Origin of the sequence: Granulicella sp. L56 (assembly GCF_009765835.1) — a bacterium.
In the GTDB taxonomy this organism is placed as follows: Bacteria; Acidobacteriota; Terriglobia; order Terriglobales; family Acidobacteriaceae; genus Edaphobacter.
This window is the reverse complement of the sequence record NZ_LMUS01000001.1, coordinates 1,353,894-1,372,120: the sequence shown is the minus strand read 5'-3', so window position 1 is coordinate 1,372,120 and position 18,227 is coordinate 1,353,894. Positions and strand designations below refer to the sequence as shown.

The 18,227-nt window shown below is 55.4% G+C and carries 22 protein-coding genes; 12 read left to right on the top strand and 10 right to left on the bottom strand.

What is annotated here, in order from left to right; genetic code table 11:
* Positions 1-104 precede the first annotated feature (104 nt).
* Complete coding sequence (locus GSQ81_RS05745; protein WP_158909692.1) at positions 105-1,190, top strand: hypothetical protein; 1,086 nt, start codon at positions 105-107, stop codon at positions 1,188-1,190.
* Positions 1,191-1,325: 135 nt separating this feature from the next.
* Positions 1,326-2,273, top strand: a complete 948-nt coding sequence (locus tag GSQ81_RS05740; RefSeq protein WP_158909691.1) for an IS1595 family transposase — start codon at positions 1,326-1,328, stop codon at positions 2,271-2,273.
* Here the strand turns inward: GSQ81_RS05740 and GSQ81_RS05735 are convergent.
* Positions 2,270-2,458 carry a hypothetical protein gene (locus tag GSQ81_RS05735; RefSeq protein WP_158909690.1) on the bottom strand — a complete coding sequence of 63 codons (189 nt, stop codon included), beginning with the start codon at positions 2,456-2,458 and terminating at the stop codon, positions 2,270-2,272. The two genes, GSQ81_RS05740 and GSQ81_RS05735, sit on opposite strands and share 4 nt — an antisense overlap.
* A gap of 37 nt (positions 2,459-2,495) precedes the next feature.
* Between GSQ81_RS05735 and GSQ81_RS05730 the strand changes: the two genes are divergently transcribed.
* Positions 2,496-3,371 (top strand): DUF3800 domain-containing protein, encoded by an 876-nt coding sequence (locus tag GSQ81_RS05730; RefSeq protein ID WP_158909689.1) that lies wholly within the window; start codon positions 2,496-2,498, stop codon positions 3,369-3,371.
* Between the two features lie 88 nt (positions 3,372-3,459).
* On the opposite strand, the gene GSQ81_RS05725 is transcribed toward GSQ81_RS05730, so the two are convergent.
* On the bottom strand, positions 3,460-3,807 hold the full coding sequence (locus tag GSQ81_RS05725) for a hypothetical protein (protein ID WP_158909688.1): 348 nt from the start codon (positions 3,805-3,807) through the stop codon (positions 3,460-3,462).
* Positions 3,808-3,890: 83 nt separating this feature from the next.
* Here GSQ81_RS05725 and GSQ81_RS05720 point away from each other — a divergent pair, with 83 nt between their 5' ends.
* The gene (locus GSQ81_RS05720) at positions 3,891-4,181 is read left to right on the top strand and encodes a hypothetical protein (protein ID WP_158909687.1); all 291 of its coding nucleotides are present in this window, start codon (positions 3,891-3,893) and stop codon (positions 4,179-4,181) included.
* Positions 4,182-4,643: 462 nt separating this feature from the next.
* Here GSQ81_RS05720 and GSQ81_RS05715 read toward each other — a convergent pair whose 3' ends face one another.
* The 7 genes from GSQ81_RS05715 to GSQ81_RS05685 form a co-directional block, all read right to left on the bottom strand.
* Positions 4,644-5,723 carry a sensor domain-containing diguanylate cyclase gene (locus GSQ81_RS05715; protein ID WP_158909686.1) on the bottom strand — a complete coding sequence of 360 codons (1,080 nt, stop codon included), beginning with the start codon at positions 5,721-5,723 and terminating at the stop codon, positions 4,644-4,646.
* A 97-nt stretch (positions 5,724-5,820) separates the two neighbouring features.
* Positions 5,821-6,843, bottom strand: a complete 1,023-nt coding sequence (gene moaA, locus GSQ81_RS05710) for a GTP 3',8-cyclase MoaA (protein WP_371715225.1) — start codon at positions 6,841-6,843, stop codon at positions 5,821-5,823.
* Positions 6,844-7,037: 194 nt separating this feature from the next.
* The gene (locus GSQ81_RS05705) at positions 7,038-8,009 is read right to left on the bottom strand and encodes an electron transfer flavoprotein subunit alpha/FixB family protein (RefSeq protein ID WP_158909684.1); all 972 of its coding nucleotides are present in this window, start codon (positions 8,007-8,009) and stop codon (positions 7,038-7,040) included.
* A complete protein-coding gene (locus GSQ81_RS05700; RefSeq protein ID WP_158909683.1) occupies positions 8,006-8,770 on the bottom strand; it encodes an electron transfer flavoprotein subunit beta/FixA family protein in 765 nt (254 codons plus the stop codon). Before GSQ81_RS05700 ends, GSQ81_RS05705 begins: the two co-directional genes overlap by 4 nt.
* Positions 8,771-8,782: 12 nt before the next feature.
* Positions 8,783-10,765 carry a (Fe-S)-binding protein gene (locus tag GSQ81_RS05695; RefSeq protein WP_254060015.1) on the bottom strand — a complete coding sequence of 661 codons (1,983 nt, stop codon included), beginning with the start codon at positions 10,763-10,765 and terminating at the stop codon, positions 8,783-8,785.
* A gap of 115 nt (positions 10,766-10,880) precedes the next feature.
* Positions 10,881-11,231: a hypothetical protein gene (locus GSQ81_RS05690; RefSeq protein ID WP_254060014.1), complete on the bottom strand. Its 351-nt coding sequence runs from the start codon at positions 11,229-11,231 to the stop codon at positions 10,881-10,883.
* Between the two features lie 107 nt (positions 11,232-11,338).
* Positions 11,339-11,611 (bottom strand): hypothetical protein, encoded by a 273-nt coding sequence (locus GSQ81_RS05685; RefSeq protein WP_158909682.1) that lies wholly within the window; start codon positions 11,609-11,611, stop codon positions 11,339-11,341.
* A 135-nt stretch (positions 11,612-11,746) separates the two neighbouring features.
* On the opposite strand from GSQ81_RS05685, the gene GSQ81_RS05680 reads away from it, so the two are divergent.
* From GSQ81_RS05680 to GSQ81_RS05645, 8 genes are all read left to right on the top strand, one after another.
* Positions 11,747-11,929 (top strand): hypothetical protein, encoded by a 183-nt coding sequence (locus GSQ81_RS05680; RefSeq protein WP_158909681.1) that lies wholly within the window; start codon positions 11,747-11,749, stop codon positions 11,927-11,929.
* Positions 11,926-12,651, top strand: a complete 726-nt coding sequence (locus GSQ81_RS05675) for an SIMPL domain-containing protein (RefSeq protein WP_158909680.1) — start codon at positions 11,926-11,928, stop codon at positions 12,649-12,651. Before GSQ81_RS05680 ends, GSQ81_RS05675 begins: the two co-directional genes overlap by 4 nt.
* Before the next feature lie 21 nt (positions 12,652-12,672).
* Positions 12,673-13,470 carry an acyltransferase gene (locus GSQ81_RS05670; protein WP_158909679.1) on the top strand — a complete coding sequence of 266 codons (798 nt, stop codon included), beginning with the start codon at positions 12,673-12,675 and terminating at the stop codon, positions 13,468-13,470.
* Positions 13,471-13,509: 39 nt separating this feature from the next.
* Positions 13,510-13,809, top strand: a complete 300-nt coding sequence (locus GSQ81_RS05665; protein ID WP_158909678.1) for a BrnT family toxin — start codon at positions 13,510-13,512, stop codon at positions 13,807-13,809.
* Complete coding sequence (locus tag GSQ81_RS05660) at positions 13,793-14,089, top strand: hypothetical protein (protein ID WP_158909677.1); 297 nt, start codon at positions 13,793-13,795, stop codon at positions 14,087-14,089. Before GSQ81_RS05665 ends, GSQ81_RS05660 begins: the two co-directional genes overlap by 17 nt.
* A gap of 37 nt (positions 14,090-14,126) precedes the next feature.
* Complete coding sequence (locus GSQ81_RS05655) at positions 14,127-14,828, top strand: site-2 protease family protein (protein WP_158909676.1); 702 nt, start codon at positions 14,127-14,129, stop codon at positions 14,826-14,828.
* Between the two features lie 70 nt (positions 14,829-14,898).
* On the top strand, positions 14,899-16,068 hold the full coding sequence (gene trpS, locus GSQ81_RS05650; RefSeq protein ID WP_158909675.1) for a tryptophan--tRNA ligase: 1,170 nt from the start codon (positions 14,899-14,901) through the stop codon (positions 16,066-16,068).
* Between the two features lie 2 nt (positions 16,069-16,070).
* Positions 16,071-17,057, top strand: a complete 987-nt coding sequence (locus GSQ81_RS05645) for a ScpA family protein (RefSeq protein ID WP_158909674.1) — start codon at positions 16,071-16,073, stop codon at positions 17,055-17,057.
* 167 nt (positions 17,058-17,224) lie between these two features.
* Here GSQ81_RS05645 and GSQ81_RS05640 read toward each other — a convergent pair whose 3' ends face one another.
* Positions 17,225-18,139 (bottom strand): DMT family transporter, encoded by a 915-nt coding sequence (locus GSQ81_RS05640; RefSeq protein ID WP_158909673.1) that lies wholly within the window; start codon positions 18,137-18,139, stop codon positions 17,225-17,227.
* Between the last annotated feature and the right edge of the window lie 88 nt (positions 18,140-18,227).

Genomic DNA, 18,227 nt, shown 5'->3' with positions numbered 1-18,227 from the left:
ACATCGAAGGGATGCAGGCCAAACTGCGGTGATCGTAATTTCCGCGATATCGCGAGGTTGAGCGCGTCTAAAACGGTGGTACTACACTGTCGAAACTGACCTTTATGACTAAGACGAAGGTACTGCCCATAACGTTTTTCCCCGCGTGGCTTTTTCTTGTGGCCGGGCTGGCCGTCCTCGCTGCGCGGCCCAGCTACGCGGCCCCGCCTTCGCAGAAGACTCTGCCTGCGGGCGACTCGGCCAACGTTCCTCATCGCACTCGCCTTTATCTTAAAGACGGCAGCTACCAGATCGTGATGAGCTACCGCGTCTCCGGCAGCCTCGTGCATTACGTCAGTGCCGAACGTGATGGCGCAGCAGAAGAGATTCCGCTGTCGCTCGTAGATCTCGACGCGACGCACCGGTGGGAGAAGGAGCACTCTCCGGCACAGACGGGTGACAACTCCACCAGCGGCGAGCCTCCCGCGATCGACCCTGAGCTGCTCAAGGAAGAGGCCGACCGCGCCTCGCTGACTCCCGAGGTCGCGAAAGACCTTAGCCTCCCCGAGCAGAACAGCGTTCTTGCCCTCGATACCTTTCACGGAACGCCCGAACTTGTTCCGCTCTCTCAGAACGACAGCGACCTCAATCGCAACACCGGCCACAACATCCTGCGCGCCGTTATTAATCCGCTCTCCAGCCCGCACCAGGTCGCGCAGATCAAGGGAGAACGCAGCTACGTGCAACTCCATGTTGCCTCGCCGGTCTTCTATATCCGCGTCGGTGATGATACCGTCGCGCCCACTGGCGGCACACCGCTTACGGTCGATACCCACGGTGCCTCGAACGCCATCAAGCCTGATGCGGCGAGCGGCTCGACCAGCGACCGCTACGTCATCGTTCGAGCGGACGTCCGCACCGGTGTCCGCGACATCGCGAGCTTTCGCATCGGCCTGCTCGGCAACGGTCAGCCGCAGGAGGATGTCGTCGAAACTACCTCGGAGGTTCTTCCCGGCGGCCACTGGATGAAGCTGACGCCGCAACAGCCGCTCGACTTTGGAGAGTACGCCTTGATGGAGGTCATCTCAGACAAGGTGGTGAACCTCAGTGTCTGGGACTTCGGCGTTCACCCGGTCGCACCCGAAAATCGTGACGTCATCAAGCCCGAGCCCAAGCGCCCGCTCACTCTTGAACACCGCCGCCCCGAGTAAAAGGACCGCTGAAGTTGATCGTTGCCTTGGGCCACCCCCCGGGGGGTACTTTGCCTATAAAGTCTATTGATTCAAGCATTTACGCTGGTAATAACATACTTGACTGAGTAGGATTATCTTGCTATGCTTTGATTCATGGAAGTCCCTAAGACATTACTCGAAGCCATTCAATACTTTAGCGATGCTGAGAACTGCCGTCAGTTCATGATAGCCGTTCGCTGGTCTGATGGTATCGTGAAATGCCCTCATTGCGGCTCTGAAAAGGTCACTTATCTCGAAAAGGCCAAGGTATACCAGTGCTACGGAAAGCACGCCAAGAGCAAGTTCTCGCTCAAGGTTGGCACTGTATTCGAGGACTCACCTATCGGCTTAGAGAAATGGCTTCCCGCTTCGTGGCTGCTGTCCAATTCCAAGAATGGCATCAGTTCCTATGAGCTTTCCAAGTCCATCGGAGTAACGCAGAAGTCAGCTTGGTTCATGCTGCATCGCATCCGTACAGCCATGAAAGAAGATCATGGGAATATGACTATGGGCGGAAACTGGAGCAATCCCGTCGAAGTGGATGAGACCTTCATCGGCGGCAAGGCCGTCAATAAGCATCTTGGAAATCGCAAGCAGGTAGACCGTAAGACTATCGTGATGGGAATGTTGAACCGTCAGACACGCCAGATTCGCGCTAAGGTCATTCCGAATGTGAAGCGCGAGACCTTACAGGCTGAGATTCTTGAGCACGTCGGCTTCAATGCTTATGTCTTCACTGATGGCCATGTGGGATACGACAAACTGAGCGAGTACAAGAACTTCACTCACAAGACCGTGAACCACATCAACGAGTACGTGAATGGACGCGTCCACACTCAGGGCATAGAGAACTTCTGGAGCTTGCTCAAGCGTGGCCTGAATGGCACCTATGTTGCCGTAGAGCCGTTCCACATGGATTCGTATGTTGATGAGCAGGTATTCCGCTATAACACGCGCAAACAGAGCGACGGACAGCGGTTTAAGAAAGTAGTATCGCAATTAGCAGGTAAGCGTTTGACGTATGCTGAACTGACTGGGAAGGAGGAAGGGGCGACCTGCTAAACGGCAGGGTCGGGGGAAGCGGAAATCCGCTTCTTCTTAGATCGCTTCTCTTCTTCTAGTCTCGCTTTGATCTTTGAATGAGGAACTGCAACTAGCTTCTTCATAAAATCCGTGAACTGAGCAAAGTCACCCTGTACGTCCTTGCCGGGAGAGTTTGGGGCATTCGCTTTGGGTTCGGTCTTCATCCGCTAGCTGCATTGTATCAGCAGCGGAAAGGAATAGATGCGCTTGTCGCACGTCGAATTATTATCTGAGTTGTGGGGAACCCTAACGGGTCACCTGTCGTTCGAGGAGAGCAATTTCGTGGTTCTATCTGGGTATTTTGACGAGAGCGAAGATAGCGAATGGTTCACACTAGGCTGCATCTTTAGCACCGGGATGAATTGGACTTGGCTAAGAACTGACTGGATGAACTGTTTGGAAAAAAAGAACAAGCAGCTAACCGACGAGGGAAGACCTACAATTTCTCGTTTTCATGCCTCCGATTGCTGGCAGGGAAGTAAAGAATTCCAAGGGTGGGAACCACTAGAGAGGGAAGCCTTTAGATCCGAACTCAAAGCCATAATTGACGCGAGCGATGGATTTCATATTGTCTCGCATAGCGTAAAGGTCAGCGAGCTGGCTGAAGTTTTCAATATCAAAACCCACAAAAAAATGAAGCGGGCTTGCTACAGGCTTCTGGTGCAATACCTCATGATGCAGATAGGAAACGATGTGGAAAGCCGGGGTCGCGGCTATGAGCATGTTCGTATATCCCTCATACATGACCGAACGACCGGTATGGATAACACGATCCTGGACGCTTTCAACCAGCTAAAGAACGATGAGACATTTCAAAGTCGTCACCGCTTTATTACGATTGCCCCTATGGGATGGGAAAATTGCATCCCATTGCAACCAGCCGACATGATCGCATATGAATCTCGTAAGCAGGTCTATCGGCACAAGAATGGAGATGGTTTGGGCGGAGAACTGAAGGAACTTCTTGACCTTCCATCATTTGGAGGCTCCGGGCATTTTTTCCGAAGGGATAATCTTGAGGAGCTAAAAAAGCTTTTGGGGCGACTTTGGCTAGGAGAAGAGAGTTTATCCAACTAATGACTTCTACGGATTTCGCATGAATTCATGCCCTATTGACTCGTTACCATCATTCCTCGAATGGTGATCACAACAGGCTATTAGCCCATCATCGCGACGAAACGAATTTGCATACGTCCTTGACCATATTTCCTAGATTTTTAGCTGGCGAGACGTAAAGAATATTGCCTTTAGGATCGGCCAACGTTGACCCTCCGGGCTGAGTCTGCAATATGAAATCTGCCCCCGATTGATCTTCGGTAAACGAAATAGCAGGACATTTCTTGGCAAATTCAGCCATCACCACAGGCGCGGAATGATGTTCTTGTTGAACCAATTGCCCCTGAGTGCCGAGAGCTTTATTCGATGCTGTGGATACTTGCGTCACCTTATCGATTACAAAAACCTTGTGGTGAGAGGGAGCCTGCCAGAAAGCAGCAAGAAGAAAATAGGCCAATCGCATTCGTTCTCCAGGGTTACATAAAAATCGTTACAAATCAGCATATAGCCAGAACGCAAATTAATGAGAGTATGGGCGGCATGGAAAATAATGAACGCCAATTACGGAACGCTATTCTTGAATTGGTTCTTGCCCGAAAGATTGCTCAATCGAAGAATTGGTCTGTTTTTGACGCAATCGAAAAATTGATTCCACATCTCCCAGAAGCCACCGGGAGTCATGTTCGCGAATTGCTAGAACGCGAGATAAAACAGAATATTTTATCGACGACAGCGGCGGCAGATTTTTTATCCCACCCTCTCGAACAAGCTTTATTAGGCGATCAACCGTTTCTTGATCTTCTTGAGACATATGCTCAGGTGGGTAGATAGAGTCCTGAGCAAAAGGCTGCCCTGTCACGGTATTCATAAGTTATTCCTCCCCTTACACTCAGTCAAGTATATTATTACCTTTACGCTGTTTATTGTCCGCAAAATATTCATTTTATTGGGGTTACGGGTAAAATATTGATTCTAAAAAGGATATCCTCCAGATGTAGTTTGGTGATTCGAGCAAAACGCAGATTCCCTTCGGGAATGACAAACAAGGGAAATGCAGATTCCGTTTGGGAATGACAAACAAAGGAAGCTACACCTGAGAGGAAATAGCGGAAACAGGTAAGCCCAGCAGCGCTGCTGGGCTTAACTTATTTTTATGCTGTTTCCAGTTTAACGAATTGGATCTAACTGTTTTGCAGTTTTCTGGAGTTTATTTTCTACGAGGTAAGTTGCTTACACTAAGCGATTTGCTGGACTTAGGCGGGTAATTTTCGACGGCGTTGAGGCTTGACAGAATTAGCGCTCGTCGCGCACGCCTGCGAGTGCGACACGATCCATCAGAAGCCCCTTGCCAACCACGGCGATGTTGTTGCGTGTCGATTTAGCCTCGTACATCATGGTGTCGGCGGAACGCAGGATGGTAGGCACCGTGTTCCCGTCTTCGGGATAGGTCGCCAGCCCAAAGCTGCCCGTAAGGCGCAGCGAAAGGCCAGCGCCCTCAAGAAAGCGCGCGGATTGCAGATCCTGATAGATCGTCATCGTGGCTGCCGTTGCCGCAAACTTGGTCAAGCCCGGGAACAGCACCACAAACTCGTCTCCGCCATAGCGGAAGGCTGCATTGTCCGGTCCGATGGAACGTTTCAGCAGGCCACCCGCTTCGGCCAGCAGACGGCTTCCGACCAGATGGCCGTGCGTATCGTTCACCGACTTGAAGCGGTCGAGGTCCATGAACATCAGGCTGAAGACTTTGCCTTTCGCTACCTCGTCATCGAGCAGCGTGTACAGATGCCGCGCATTGAACAGGCCGGTGACGTCGTCGGTAATGGTGAGTTCCTGGATCAGCGTCACCGACTTCGCATTCTGAATGGCGATTGCCGCATAGTCACACAGGATGCGCAGAAACGAGATCGAATACTCCGACATCAGGTCGAGTTTGCTGTTCAGCAACTGGATGACGCCCAGGGTCTTGTCGGCGGCGCGCACGGGGATGCAGGCGATCGACTGAATTCCCAATTCGGGATGCGCCGCTGCAAACTTGGACCACTGAGGATCGAGAACGACGTCGGGCACGATCAGAGGATTGCCGGTCGCGGCCACCCATCCGGCGACGCCCTCGCCCATCGGTATGCGTAGCCCCTTCAGGCTCGCCGCATCCTGGCCTACTGCAATGGCGTAATAAAGCTCGTTCGACGTTTCGTCAACCATCATCATCGACCATCGTTCCGGCCCGAAGAACTGTGCCATCTTCTCCATGATGGCACCCAGGATCTCTTCGAGTTCCAGGCTTGTCGTCAGCGAACGAGCAACATCATGAAACACCCGAAGGTGATCGAGTTGCCGGCTTTCAATCACTTCAAACTTCCGCTTGTCTCTCACTCACTGCACCTCAAGAGAGCGCACCATTGATTCAGAAGTAAATCTGTCAGTAAAAAGTTTAAGAAGGCTTGAGCACTTCATCGTATCGAGAATTCCGTCATCCGCCAATGTGAACCATATTTCTTGAGGGTTTCTCAAAATCAGGTTCGCCAATGTGATGACGCTCTTCTTTCCGCATCACTACCTTGCGAATATACGCATCGAGTTCCTCATCGGTTCCACCTCGTACCATTTCTCCATAAAGGTCATGATCGCTCTGCGAAAACAGGCAGGTTCGTATCTTTCCGTCTGACGTAAGCCGAACTCGGCTACAGTGGCCGCAGAATGGCCGCGACACCGGTGCGATGATTCCAATCTCACCCAGCCCATCGTCGAACGTAAACCGTTTTGCAGTCTCACTTGCGGCGTTCGGAGCAAGCTCCACCAGCGGGCGGTACGCATTCAGCCGTGCCACCACCTCGTCCATGGGAACCACCGTCTCCGGCTTCCAGCTACGGTCTTCCTCAAGCGGCATGAACTCGATAAACCGCACGATGACGCCTTCGCGGCGGGAGAACTCAGCGAACTGCTCGATCTGGTTGTCGTTGAATCCACGCAACAGAACACAGTTCACCTTCACGGGCCCCAGGCCGATAGCCTTCGCCTGTCGTATCCCCGCCATCACGCGGTCGAAGCTGCGAGGAACGCGGGTGATGGCAGCAAATGTTTCGGCATCCACGGCATCCATGCTGACGGTGATGCGATTGAGTCCGGCATCTTTCAGAGGCTTGGCCAGGCCTTCGAGCAGGTGTCCATTTGTGGTCAGCGCGATATCGAGTGGATGGCCGACAGCGGTATGCGTTCCATCTGGCATATAGGCCGTGCGCATCTGTGCCAGCTCGCTGACCATCTCTACCAGGCCATGCCGCAGAAGCGGCTCTCCACCGGTCAGACGAATCTTCTCCACACCAAGAGCGACGAAGCGGCGCACCATGCGCAGGTAATCCGCAATGGCAAGTTCAGTGTATTGCGCGCCTTCGTTGCCGGTGCGGCAGTAGACGCATTTGTAGTTGCAGCGATCGGTTACAGAGACACGAAGATCAGTGATGGCGCGGCCGAACTTGTCCCGCAGTCTGCCCATGGCCTGCTGAGCATCCTTGTCCCGGTCATCACCTGTCCGCTCCAAAACTGAGGTAGCGGCATCGCCAATCGTTCTATAGGACATGTCAGCCATCGACTTCGTTGCAACATCTGTTCGATGCATTCACTTGGGGAGGGAAGCAGACAACCAGATATTTCCCAGTATAGTCATGGGCGGTGAGTGCATTGCAAATGCTATTTTTTTGCCGCTAGCACCGCTTTGGTAAGAGCTGGAACGATTTCGAAGAGGTCGCCGACAACGCCGTAGTCCGCAACCTCGAAGATGGGTGCGTTCTCGTCCTTGTTGATGGCAATCACTGTCTTTGAGCCCTTCATCCCGACGAGGTGCTGAATCGCACCCGAGATGCCGATCGCAAGATACAGCTTGGGCGAGACGGTTTGCCCGGAGCTGCCGACCTGCCGCTCCATTGGTAGCCAGCCGTTGTCGCAGATGGGACGCGACGCGGCCAGTTCTGCTCCTAGTGCGGTTGCTAACTCTTCGACGATGCTGATGTTCTCCTGCTCGCCGATGCCGCGTCCGACGGAGACGATCAGTGGTGCGGCGCTGAGATCGACTGTCTGTGCAGCCTCGCGGAAGGGCTCGCCGGGTTTGTTGCGAATCTGGCTGGCTTCGAGTTGGGGAGTGAAGTCTTCGACGGTCGCGGTGCCTGCTGCGACGGCTTCGGCACGGAATGTTCCGGCCTGCACCGAAATGAAGCATGGTCCTGTGCCGGAGTGCTTGTAGTCTGCGTTTAACTTGCCCTGTAGTAACTGGCGCACGAAGACCGGGCCGTCATGAACGGCGATGACGTCGCTGATGAGCACCTGTTTGAACCGCGTTGCCAGTGCCGGGGCAAAGTCGCGCACCTGATAGGTGTGTGGCAGCAGGACGTAAGCCGGGTCTGTCTGCTTCACCAATTGCTCCAGTGCAGCGACATATCCATCGGAGGTGTAGGTCTGCAAAAGCGCATGTTGCACGGTAAAGATCTTTGCCAGTTTTTTACCGGCCAGCTCAGGGGCAAGCGTATCGGCGGCGTCGCCAATGACGGCGGCGGAGCATTCCGCTCCCAGCTTTGCTGCAAGTTGCTGACCCGCTGCGAGCGCTTCGAAGCTCATGCGGTTCCACTTCCCGCCATGCTGTTCCATCAGCACGAGAACACCGTTCATATCGCCCTCACTTCAAACTTCAACTTCTCCACCAGTTTGGCTGCGACTTCGGCGGGTGTGCCGGTCAGCATCTCGGTCTTCTTCTGCTTCTCGGGGAGATAGACGCGTTCGAGAGTAATTGCCTGTGCGGTTGCGGCGGGCGCTGCTTGTAAGGTCTTCGTCTCTTTCGTCTTTGCCTTCTTGATGCCCATCAGCGTGGCATAGCGCAGCTTGTTGCCGCCGGACTGGATGGTGAGCAGCGCAGGCAACGGCATCTCGACGTGTTGGAACCAGCCGTCTTCAAGCTCGCGTTTTACCTTCAGGCCTGCGCCAGTGACCTCTACCTGCATGATGATGGTTGCGTGGGGGATGCTTAGCAGTTCGGCGAGGACTACGCCTGTCTGGCCGAGACCGAGGTCGTCAGATTGTAACCCTGTCAGTATCAGATCGGGCGACTCAGCCTTGGCTGCATCCGCGAGCAACTGTGCGATGCCGAGCGTGTCGCGCTCGCCGAGGTCGTCGGCTTCGATGTGGATGGCGCGGTCTGCACCTTTGGCAAGGGCTTCGCGGAGAGTACTGGCGACGCGCTCCGGCCCGGCGCACAGCACAACGACTTCGCCGCCATTTTTTTCTTTCAACTGCAATGCCTCTTCGAGGGCATAAGCATCTGGCTCGTTGATGGTGTAGCTCAAATCGCTCTCATCGATCCACTTGCTGTCAGCCGCGATGCTGATCTGCGCGTCGCGCTCCGGCACCTGCTTGATTGCCACCAATATTTTCATTGCTCTCCTGTCCTAGTGTGTGATGCCGGGTAAGGCCCTCGCGGTCAATTGCGCGATGTCCAGCAACTGTGGCGGCGCTTCGCCCATAGTCGAAAGGGCATCACGGAACATGGTGTTACAGAACGGACAGGCCGTACCCACAATCTGCGCGCCGGTGCCGGCAAGCTCCGCAGCGCGAACATGGCTTACACGCTCGCCACTCTCTTCGCCAAGAAAGGCCAGCCCTCCACCAGCGCCGCAGCAGAAGCTGCGCTCGTGCGAACGTGGAGCTTCCACCAACTTACCTGCCATGGACACTATCTCGCGCGGTTCTTCGTACACATCGCGGTAGCGGCCAAGATAGCAGGGGTCGTGATAGACGATGCTCTCGCCGGAATTCTGTTGCGGCAAACGATCTTTGTGCCGTGCCATGAATTCGCTGTGGTGCTCGATCTCGGGAGCGATGCCATACTCGCGCCAGTCATTCGAGATCGTCCTCACGCAATGTGGACAGATGGCGACGATCTTTTGAACCTTTGCTGTATCCAGAGCTTTCAATCCGAACTCCGCCATAGTTTGAAAGACGAGGTCGTTGCCTAATCGCCGTGCGGGATCTCCGGTGCATTTTTCTTTTTTCAGCACGCCGAAGGTTGTTCCGAGATGCTGCATCACACGCGCGAAGTCGGCGATAATCTCTCGTCCCTTGGGATCGTATCCGCCCATGCATCCGAGCCAGAGGCAATACTCCTGCGTCCCGTCGAAGATAGGAAATCCTTGCTTCTGGATGAATTTGTCGCGCTCCATTGCGCTCAGTCCCAGAGCGTTCCCTTGCTTTTCCAGCGCAAGAAAAAGTTTTGTGCCGTGAGTGTCTTCCCATGCGCCGGTGTTGGTCGCGCCTCGCCGCAAGCCAATGATGATGGGCAGATGCTGAATGCCGACGGGACACTGATACTCGCAGCTTCCGCAGGTTGTGCACTCAAACGCCGCTTCCATGCTCATGTATTTTGCAGTGGAATCGCCGGAAGGAACTTCACGCATGTCGGTGAGCAGGGAAGTCTCGGAGGCTGGGCCAAATTCGTTCAGATACGAGCGCGTTCCAAGGATGATCTCTTTCGGGTTCAGGACTTTTCCGGTGTTGGACGCAGGGCAGTGTTCGGTGCAGCGCCCGCACTCGACGCAGCTATAGACCTGCAGCGAGATCAACTGGGTTACATCTTTGCCCGCAGCCAGTCCGAAGTCTTCATCGCCGCTGAGCGGAGGGATCTTTGAGAAGCCATCGCGTTTCAGGAAGACCGTAAATGGACTGATCACCAGATGCAGATGCTTGGTGTGCGGAATCAGCGGAAGGAAGATCAGCAGCGTCAGGGTGTGCGTCCACCAGAGGACCTTCACTGTTGTTCCGCTGGCGTCGACAAAGAATGCGCCGAGATAGCTCACCATCAGCAGGAAGATGAGGAACGCAATCACTCCTGATTCATACGAGACCTTTTCCCCCAGCCATATTGGCCGTACGAAAAATCGTCGCACAAACAAAGCGGCAATCGAAACTGCTACCAGCACCGCCCAGATTGCAGCAAAGAGGAAATAAAAATTACCTATATAGCTTGCTGGCTTGAGGAAACCCAGCCCCACGGCGTTGGCGATGTGGTTGAGGCTGACGAGTGCAAAAGCCAGAAATCCCCAAAAGACGAAGGCGTGTGCCAGCCCCGGTAGTGGCCGCTGACGGATGACCTTGCCCTGGCAGAGCACCTCCCAGACGAAGTCCCACACTCTTCGTCCGAGGGGATAAAGAGAAAAATCCGTATCTTTTTTTGAGTGAAAAATAGTCCGGAGGATTGGCTCGAACCGCCAGAAGAAAAGAGCGAGTGATATCGCAATGCCGATGAGCAGCAACGCAACTTCAAGTGCGGAGAAGTGCGCTGGTTCAGCCAGGGTTGCAGAGAGATGTATCCCGGAAATGAAGGCTGCGTCCATCGAGCGGGCACCCACCATCGCTACGCGCGCTACAGCAACCATCGAACCCATCCGCGAGCTACGCCTTCACTCAACACGGCCCGCATCGTTACAGCTTCTGCAGGTGGCTCCAGCGTATCCGTCAGGTATTGAAATCCGAAGACTTCAACATTACTAACTAATAGCTGATGAACTCCGTGCTGCCGCGGCGCAGACGAATACCGGCGACGCCGAAGAAGATCGCCGCGGCGAACATGATCGCATCCCAATACACCATCGGGTGCATCCACCCAGGAGACACTGTCCAGTCCTGCCCGGCCCATAGCGTTACCAGGCAGGCAATGATGGTGCACTGCAGGCAGAGGGTCAGAAAAAGCTGGCCGCGACGGCGGCGCCTGTCCAGTTGTTCCACCTGATCGGGTGTCAGATTCCGCTCTTCGAGAGGCAGCAAGGTGTTGGCCATCAGCGTATTCGTCTCCTGCGTGTGTTCCAGTTCAAAGGTCGTGTTACCCGCCGGGCAACAACCCATCCATTAAATCACAGCAATCGGCTGTAGAAGCTGGGTGTGGAAAGAAACCCGCCCAACCCACAGCCGAAGCATAGCTGAATATCCATTCAGTCGTAAAGGCGACGGCTTTAGATAAACGCGACCGACTGGATCCCAGCCACGTCGAAACGCTTTCGGCAGCGGACATTTTTGCAGCCCACCATGTCGTCTCGTCGGACCATGTAGCTCTGGGCCTTGGCAAAGCGCGCACGGTCGCGGTCGTCCGCCCCGCGCGGCAACTGGGCCTTTTTACGTCGCACCAGCCAGCTCAGTTGATACTCCTCCTGCTGTCCGCAGTGGGGACAGGTCATCATATGCGTACGTTGTTCCGGTCGCTCATCGAAAAAATCTCGCTCTTCCATTCGGGCACCTCGTCTGGGTCGGGACGGTTACTTCGCTGCAATTGTCCGCCATGCTGCCCTTGCGAACAGAGTATTGCATAATCGGTGTGGGCTTTGCAGCCCGCAGGTGTCCAGCTTGAGCAGGGGATGAGCAAGATGAGCAAGCCGAAGAAGCAGGTTTTTTCGAAGATCAAGGCCGTCAAGGCAAATGCCCGAGCTCGCCTGGGCACGCCACCGTCCGAGCGCGTCATCCCCGATCCGAAACAGAAGCTCGCAGCCAAGCCGAAATACAAGCCCACCATGGCCGATCTCATCGGCTCTAAAGGAGAGGAAGAATGAAGATCCTTCGCGTCACCGCTATCGCACTCTGCACCGCTGCCATCGCTGCCTCCGCGCAGACGATTCAGGTCAACAAGGAAAACCGCACCATCTCCGTCACGGCCACCGATAAGGTAACCGCCATAGCGGATATCGCTACCGTCCATGTCGGATTTATCGTCTATGGCCCGGACAGCGATGCCGCCTATGCCAACGGATCGCGTACCTCGAATGCCATCATGAAGGCGCTGACCTCTGCCAGAATTCCATCGGACTCTATCGAGAGCGAAAACCAGTCCGTTACCCCGGTGCAGAACTATCAGGTGGAAAAGCTGACGGATGCCGAGAAGGCCAAGCGCCAGTTCCAGGTGACGCAGAGCTGGACCGTCCGCACGAATGCCAACGATGCGGCGAAGGTGCTTGACCTTGCGGTGAAGGCAGGGGCCAACCAAAGCGGACAGATCGATTGGAGCTTCAAGGATGAGAACGCCCCCGAGGCCCAGGCTGCTGCGAAAGCCTTGCAACGCGCCCGCTCTCAGGCAGAGCAGATGGCACAAAGTCTCAATGCCAAGCTTGGCGGACTACTCTATGCGAGCAACGAGGTCCAGGCAAGCCCCATTCGACCCATGATGATGCGCGCTATGGCCGCCTCACCAGCGATGGATAAAGTTGAGCCACTGGCCATCAATCCTCGACAGATTGAAAAGTCGGCCACCGTCACCGCCATTTTTGCCATCGAATAGCTTTGAAGAGGGAGTGACTCAATGACCGTCCAGGCCTACCGCGAACTCAAACCAACCCCTGAGGCAGAGGCGACCTTCCTCAAGTGGCTCTCACAACTCAACGAGGACTTCACCCGCTCTCAGTCGGTCGATCGCCGTTCCGAGATCGTGCGCGATGAGCTTTACCAGATTTATCTTGGGAGAATTCATGGCGCTCACAAGCAATCGACGCTTACCATCGAGCTTGCCTCGAGCGTCCTTGCCGAGTCATTTGACCCGCGCAACATCACGCTGGAGCCGGAGTACTACGGCGACGTCAACGCTGAGCAATACGCTATACGCAAGCCGCTGATCTGGTTCTGGCAAATGTTCGATCGCTCTCCGCTGGGGCTGAACCACTGGCTTGGCTTTCGCTTTCGCTGCATGTTAGGCCGGCATATTTTCAAGCATCTCGGCAAACATGTGCGGATCTTCCATAACGTCGAATTTACCTATGGCTACAACCTGACCATCGAAGACAATTGCACGATCCACAAGAACGTGATGCTCGACGACCGGGGCGGCCTCATTCTGCGCGAAGGCACCAGCGTTTCGGATTACGCCAATATCTACAGCCATACTCACGACATCAACAAGCAGGCGGACGTCACCACCAAGCCCACGGAGCTGGGGCCGCGAGCACGCGTTACCTACCATGGAACGGTTCTTGCCGGAGCCAATGTCGGCGAAGATGCCATGCTGGGCGCAATGGCTCTGGCTACGCGCGACGTTCCGGCGCAGAGTGTTTCCGTCGGGATTCCGGCGCGGGTAAAGCGCGAGAAAGCCAAGCCCTCAGCATAATATCTTGATTTTTATATATACAACGTATATACACATTTCATGGATGTAATTTACCTTCATCGCAGGCTTCGCTTTGTCTGGAATGCCGAAAAAGCCCGGACAAATAATGTGAAGCACGCAGTGACCTTCGAAGAGTCATGCGAAGTATTTTTTGATCCCTTGTACGTGTCCGTTGACGCTACCGAGGACGATGAAGTACTAGAGGCTGCAGTCGGAGTCACGACGGCGAGACGTCTATTGGTCGTAGTTCATCTGGTCATTGAGGGAAATTCCATTCGAATCATTTCGGCGCGGGCTGCCACGACGCAGGAAAGGAGACAGTATGAAGACGACATCTGAACGTATTCTCGAACGCATGACGAAAGGCCGTCCTATGACGACCATCAGTATTCGAATGCCTGAAAGCGTTATTGAAGATATGAAGGAGATCGCTCCGACGCTGGGATTTTCAGGATACCAGCCGCTCATGCGCGCTTATATCGGTGAGGGGCTGCGCAAGGACCTTGAACGGCTCGATCATTCTCAGGCACAGGCGTTAACGGAAAGCCTTCGCAAACACGGAGTAGACGATCAGGTCATCGCCGAGGTGCTTACCGAGACACGGCTGCGCACCGCTTGATGCAACGTGGCACCGCTGTCTCCGATAAGCTAGGGATATGAATCAGGAAGTTGTACTCATTCTTTTTCAAGTAGTTGTTCTTGTGCTTGCCTTCAGCGTGCATGAGTGTGCCCATGCCTGGGTGGCGTGGAAGCTGGGCGATCCTACGGCCAAGATGCTGGGGCGGGTGACACTGAACCCGCTGAAACACCTGGACCCCTTGGGTTCTGTGTTTATGCCGCTGCTGGCGCTGGTCTACCACTGGCCGCTGATCGGCTGGGCCAAGCCGACGCCGGTGACGGCCCGTAACTTCAAGAACTACAAGAGGGACGACATCCTGGTGACGCTGGCCGGTCCAGCCAGCAACCTGGCCATGGCTACGGTGGCGCTGGTGTTGCTGATTATCCTCAAACATGCGATCGCAGGTGGCCTGGCGGCAGTGGCGACAGCGGTGGCGCTGGCCTCGAATATCAAAGGAATCTCTACGGCGAATCTCCCAGCTTTGTTTCCCGTGGCTTTGTTCCTTTATTTTGTGATACTTATCAATCTTCTGCTGTTCATCTTCAACCTGATCCCGATTCCTCCTTTGGACGGAAGCCATATTTTGCGGCACTTTCTTCCCTATAAGGCGGTGCAACTGTACGACCGCATGGGCATGATCGGGTTGATTGTGCTGTTCCTGATCGGTGGGAGCTTCATCTTTACCATCTTCTTTAACCCGCTTTTGGGAACGTTCAATCACCTGCTCTTTGCGCTCTAAGCAAGAGATTGTGCTGTAGAGTCTTCCAGCCTCAGCGCTGCCTCATCATGTAACCTTGGGTCTGATCGCAATGACTGAAAATACATCGAACACGCCGCGCCGCCGTGTCCTCAGCGGGATGCGTCCCACGGGCCGGTTGCATCTCGGCAACTACATGGGCGCGCTCTACAACTGGGTAAAACTCCAGCACGAATACGAGTGCTACTTCTTCATCGCGGACTATCACGCGCTGACGACGGACTATGCGGATACAAGCAATCTGAAGCAGAATATCCGCGATGTGGCCCTCGATTTCCTTTCTGCGGGGCTTGATCCGAAACTTTGCACAATCTTTGTTCAAAGCAAGGTCCCCGCGCATTTCGAACTTAACGATCTGTTGGGGATGATCACGCCTTTGAGTTGGCTTGAGCGCGTCCCCAGCTATAAGGACCAGCAAGAGCAGCTAAAAGAGAAGGATCTTGCCACCTTCGGTTTCCTCGGCTACCCGCTGTTACAGTCCGCCGACATTCTCCTTTATCAGCCCAAGTATGTGCCCGTTGGCAAAGACCAAGAGGCTCACGTTGAGATTACCCGTGAGGTCGCGCGTCGCTTCAACTCCCTTTATCCCGGCCGCTTTTATCTTGACTCCAATGCGGCTCCCTGGGAGTTGGAGGCTGTCAAGACGAAGGCACGGAAGATTGCGAAACAGCCTGACAAAGAAGACTTCAATACACACGAACTGGTTCAGGCAGCACATCAAACAAAGCTCAAATCGATCTACTCTGTTGGGACTATTCTTCCCGAACCTGAAGTGCTGCTGACGCCGTCCCCCAAGCTGCCCGGCACCGACGGGCGCAAGATGTCGAAGAGTTATAAGAACACCATTCTGCTTTCTGACCCAGAGCCGGAAATCCGGTCCAAGCTGAAGACGATGGTCACCGATCCCGCCCGCATTCGCCGTGAAGATCGCGGCAATCCGGATGTGTGCCCGGTCTTCGACCTGCATAAAGTGTTCTCGAGCGAAGAGACGCAGCAGAAGGCGCGTGAAGGCTGCACCACTGCCGGTATAGGCTGTATCGAGTGCAAGAGCTGGCTGGCTGACGGCGTGGTCGAGGCGCTGGCGCCCATACAGGAGCGTCGCCGTCACTTTGAGGCCAACCCCGACGAAGTTGACGCCATCCTTCAGGACGGCGCTGCAAAGGCTGCGGCTCGTGCCGCCATTACGATGCAGCAGGTACGCTCTGCTGTGGGTCTGGAATAGCGATGGCTGACGAAATTCTCCAACCCGAAGGCGCACCCGAGTTGCCTGAAGTGACGACGGAGCCAACCGCTGCGGCGGCCTCTTCCGCGCCGGACGAAAAAACAGCCGAGAGTGCAACGCCTGAAGCCCATGAGCCTTTTGAGCTGCAGCCGAAGCCGGTTCCACCGCGGCCGCCCGAGCCGAAGCGGCCTTCCGCCGCCAAGGAAGAGGCTTCACAGTCGCCGTTCTCGGTGACGGTTGGGGCTGTCTACGATGGGCCGCTCGACCTTCTGCTGGACCTGATTCGCAAGCAGAATATCGACATCTACGACATCCCCATTGCGCGCATTACCAGCCAGTTTCTGGACTACACCCACCAGTTGAAGCAGACCGATGTGGACGCGGCGGGCGAGTTCATCTACATGGCCTCGCTGCTGATTCACATCAAGTCGAAGACGCTGCTGCCGCGCGATCCCAACGATATTCTCAGCGGCGATCCTGAAGACCCGCGGCGCGAGCTGGTGGAGCGACTGCTGGAGCATGAGCGCTTCAAGGCCGCGGCGCAGATGTTGATGCAGAAGCAGCAGATCGAAGAGGCGACCTGGTCGAATCCGGGGATTCGCGAGTTCAAAGAGGCTGCCAACGCCGAGCGCGAGATCGCCGCCGACACCGTTGACCTGGTGCGAGTATTTCAGGATATTTTGAACCGTCTGCGCGAACGCCCCGTCTTGAATGTGGATGAGGAATCGGTCACGGTGGCGCAGATGATCGACTATGTGAAGCGGCGGCTGATGATGGAAGACAAGCCGGTAAGCCTACGGCGGCTGCTGCACAATACGCATACGGAGCGGGCGCTGATCTGCATGTTTCTGGCGATGCTCGAGCTGGTTCGTTTGCAGGCAGTATTGCTGCACCAGCCAGTCATACAGGGAGATATCCTCATCAAGAAGACGGACAACTTCGATGCGGTCTTTGCCGATCAGAATCAGGCGCGGGACGATTGGCGGTAGAGGCAGTTCTCAGAATCTGTTTTAAACTCCCTAATTACGCCACAACTGCACGTCATCTCGACCGGAGCGAAGCGCAGTGGAGAGACCCCTGTATTTTTGCTCTTGTCTTTGTTGCCGGCTCTGAACTTAGAGGCATTCTTCTGGCCGTTTGGCAGCCACGCTAGCGCTTATATGGGAAGCTGTTCGCGCACAAGGGTTCGCGAGCGGGTTGTCAGCAGGATCGCTGCGCCGAGGATAAGTACGCCGCCCGCCCAGGCATCGGGGCCGAGATGCTCGCCCAGCACAATCACGCCGAGTAGACTGCCGATCAGCGGCTCCATGTTGAGCAGAACTCCCGCCTGCGATGCGGGAACTTGAGTAAGACCCCAATTCCAAAGCAGCGTTGTGGTGGCCGTGCAGAGCAGGCCGCTGGCCGCCAGCGCCAGCCATACTTTCAGCGAGATGTGCGCCACCGGGGGCAGGCCATACTGCAAGGGCACCCACACCATCAGCATCGCCGTGCCCAGCGCCAACCCGTAGGTGGTGATGACGATGTGGGAGTGGCGCTCCATGAGCTGCTTGTTGAAGAGAATCCAGAAGAGTGCGATGAAGAGGGAAGCGACGATGAGCAGATCGCCCGTCAGCGATGAGCCTCCAGCGCTTGAATGGTGGCCGCCGAGAGCGATCAAGGCGGCCCCGCAGGTAGAGGCGGCCATGGCGATCCAGCCGGTGCGGTCCATGCGCTCGTGCGCGAAGAGGGTGGCGCCTACAGCCAGAATGACAGGCATTGTCCCAACCATCAGCGCGGCGTGGCTGACCGTGGTCATGGAGAGGCCGTAGAACTGGAGCAGAAACTGGAGCGGCACCCCGAGGAACGAAGCGGCGAGCAGGACTCCCCACTCCCTGCAGTTGAGGTGCGGGCGGTGGGTGATGAGCAGGGGAGCGAGCGGCACCATGCCGAAAAGAAATCGGTACAGCACCATGTGGGCGAAGTTCATCTCGGCGAGGGCGATTTTGCCGAAGAAGAAGCCGCAGCCCCACAAAGAGCTTGCCAGGGCGCAGGCTGCGAAGCCCAACGCTCGTCTCTGGGTGGTATGGGGCATATTCCACTTTCGCATAGAACGGGCGGGGGAGAACGTTCTTCTCCCTGCGCGGGGGCAAAGAGGAGGGCCTTTCGGATAAACTTTTGCG

Bases quoted from the DNA above. Each gene is read 5' to 3' on its own strand.
- GSQ81_RS05665 (WP_158909678.1), top strand. From the start codon at position 13,510: ATGGATGTAATTTACCTTCATCGCAGGCTTCGCTTTGTCTGGAATGCC.
- GSQ81_RS05675 (WP_158909680.1), top strand. From the start codon at position 11,926: ATGAAGATCCTTCGCGTCACCGCTATCGCACTCTGCACCGCTGCCATC.
- GSQ81_RS05700 (WP_158909683.1), bottom strand. From the start codon at position 8,770: ATGAAAATATTGGTGGCAATCAAGCAGGTGCCGGAGCGCGACGCGCAG.
- GSQ81_RS05705 (WP_158909684.1), bottom strand. From the start codon at position 8,009: ATGAACGGTGTTCTCGTGCTGATGGAACAGCATGGCGGGAAGTGGAAC.
- GSQ81_RS05640 (WP_158909673.1), bottom strand. From the start codon at position 18,139: ATGCCCCATACCACCCAGAGACGAGCGTTGGGCTTCGCAGCCTGCGCC.
- GSQ81_RS05660 (WP_158909677.1), top strand. From the start codon at position 13,793: ATGAAGACGACATCTGAACGTATTCTCGAACGCATGACGAAAGGCCGT.
- GSQ81_RS05670 (WP_158909679.1), top strand. From the start codon at position 12,673: ATGACCGTCCAGGCCTACCGCGAACTCAAACCAACCCCTGAGGCAGAG.
- GSQ81_RS05690 (WP_254060014.1), bottom strand. From the start codon at position 11,231: ATGGGTTGTTGCCCGGCGGGTAACACGACCTTTGAACTGGAACACACG.
- GSQ81_RS05685 (WP_158909682.1), bottom strand. From the start codon at position 11,611: ATGGAAGAGCGAGATTTTTTCGATGAGCGACCGGAACAACGTACGCAT.
- GSQ81_RS05655 (WP_158909676.1), top strand. From the start codon at position 14,127: ATGAATCAGGAAGTTGTACTCATTCTTTTTCAAGTAGTTGTTCTTGTG.
- GSQ81_RS05745 (WP_158909692.1), top strand. From the start codon at position 105: ATGACTAAGACGAAGGTACTGCCCATAACGTTTTTCCCCGCGTGGCTT.
- GSQ81_RS05680 (WP_158909681.1), top strand. From the start codon at position 11,747: ATGAGCAAGCCGAAGAAGCAGGTTTTTTCGAAGATCAAGGCCGTCAAG.
- GSQ81_RS05695 (WP_254060015.1), bottom strand. From the start codon at position 10,765: ATGGTTGCTGTAGCGCGCGTAGCGATGGTGGGTGCCCGCTCGATGGAC.
- GSQ81_RS05720 (WP_158909687.1), top strand. From the start codon at position 3,891: ATGGAAAATAATGAACGCCAATTACGGAACGCTATTCTTGAATTGGTT.
- GSQ81_RS05735 (WP_158909690.1), bottom strand. From the start codon at position 2,458: ATGAAGACCGAACCCAAAGCGAATGCCCCAAACTCTCCCGGCAAGGAC.
- GSQ81_RS05730 (WP_158909689.1), top strand. From the start codon at position 2,496: ATGCGCTTGTCGCACGTCGAATTATTATCTGAGTTGTGGGGAACCCTA.
- trpS (WP_158909675.1), top strand. From the start codon at position 14,899: ATGACTGAAAATACATCGAACACGCCGCGCCGCCGTGTCCTCAGCGGG.
- GSQ81_RS05740 (WP_158909691.1), top strand. From the start codon at position 1,326: ATGGAAGTCCCTAAGACATTACTCGAAGCCATTCAATACTTTAGCGAT.
- moaA (WP_371715225.1), bottom strand. From the start codon at position 6,843: ATGGGCAGACTGCGGGACAAGTTCGGCCGCGCCATCACTGATCTTCGT.
- GSQ81_RS05645 (WP_158909674.1), top strand. From the start codon at position 16,071: ATGGCTGACGAAATTCTCCAACCCGAAGGCGCACCCGAGTTGCCTGAA.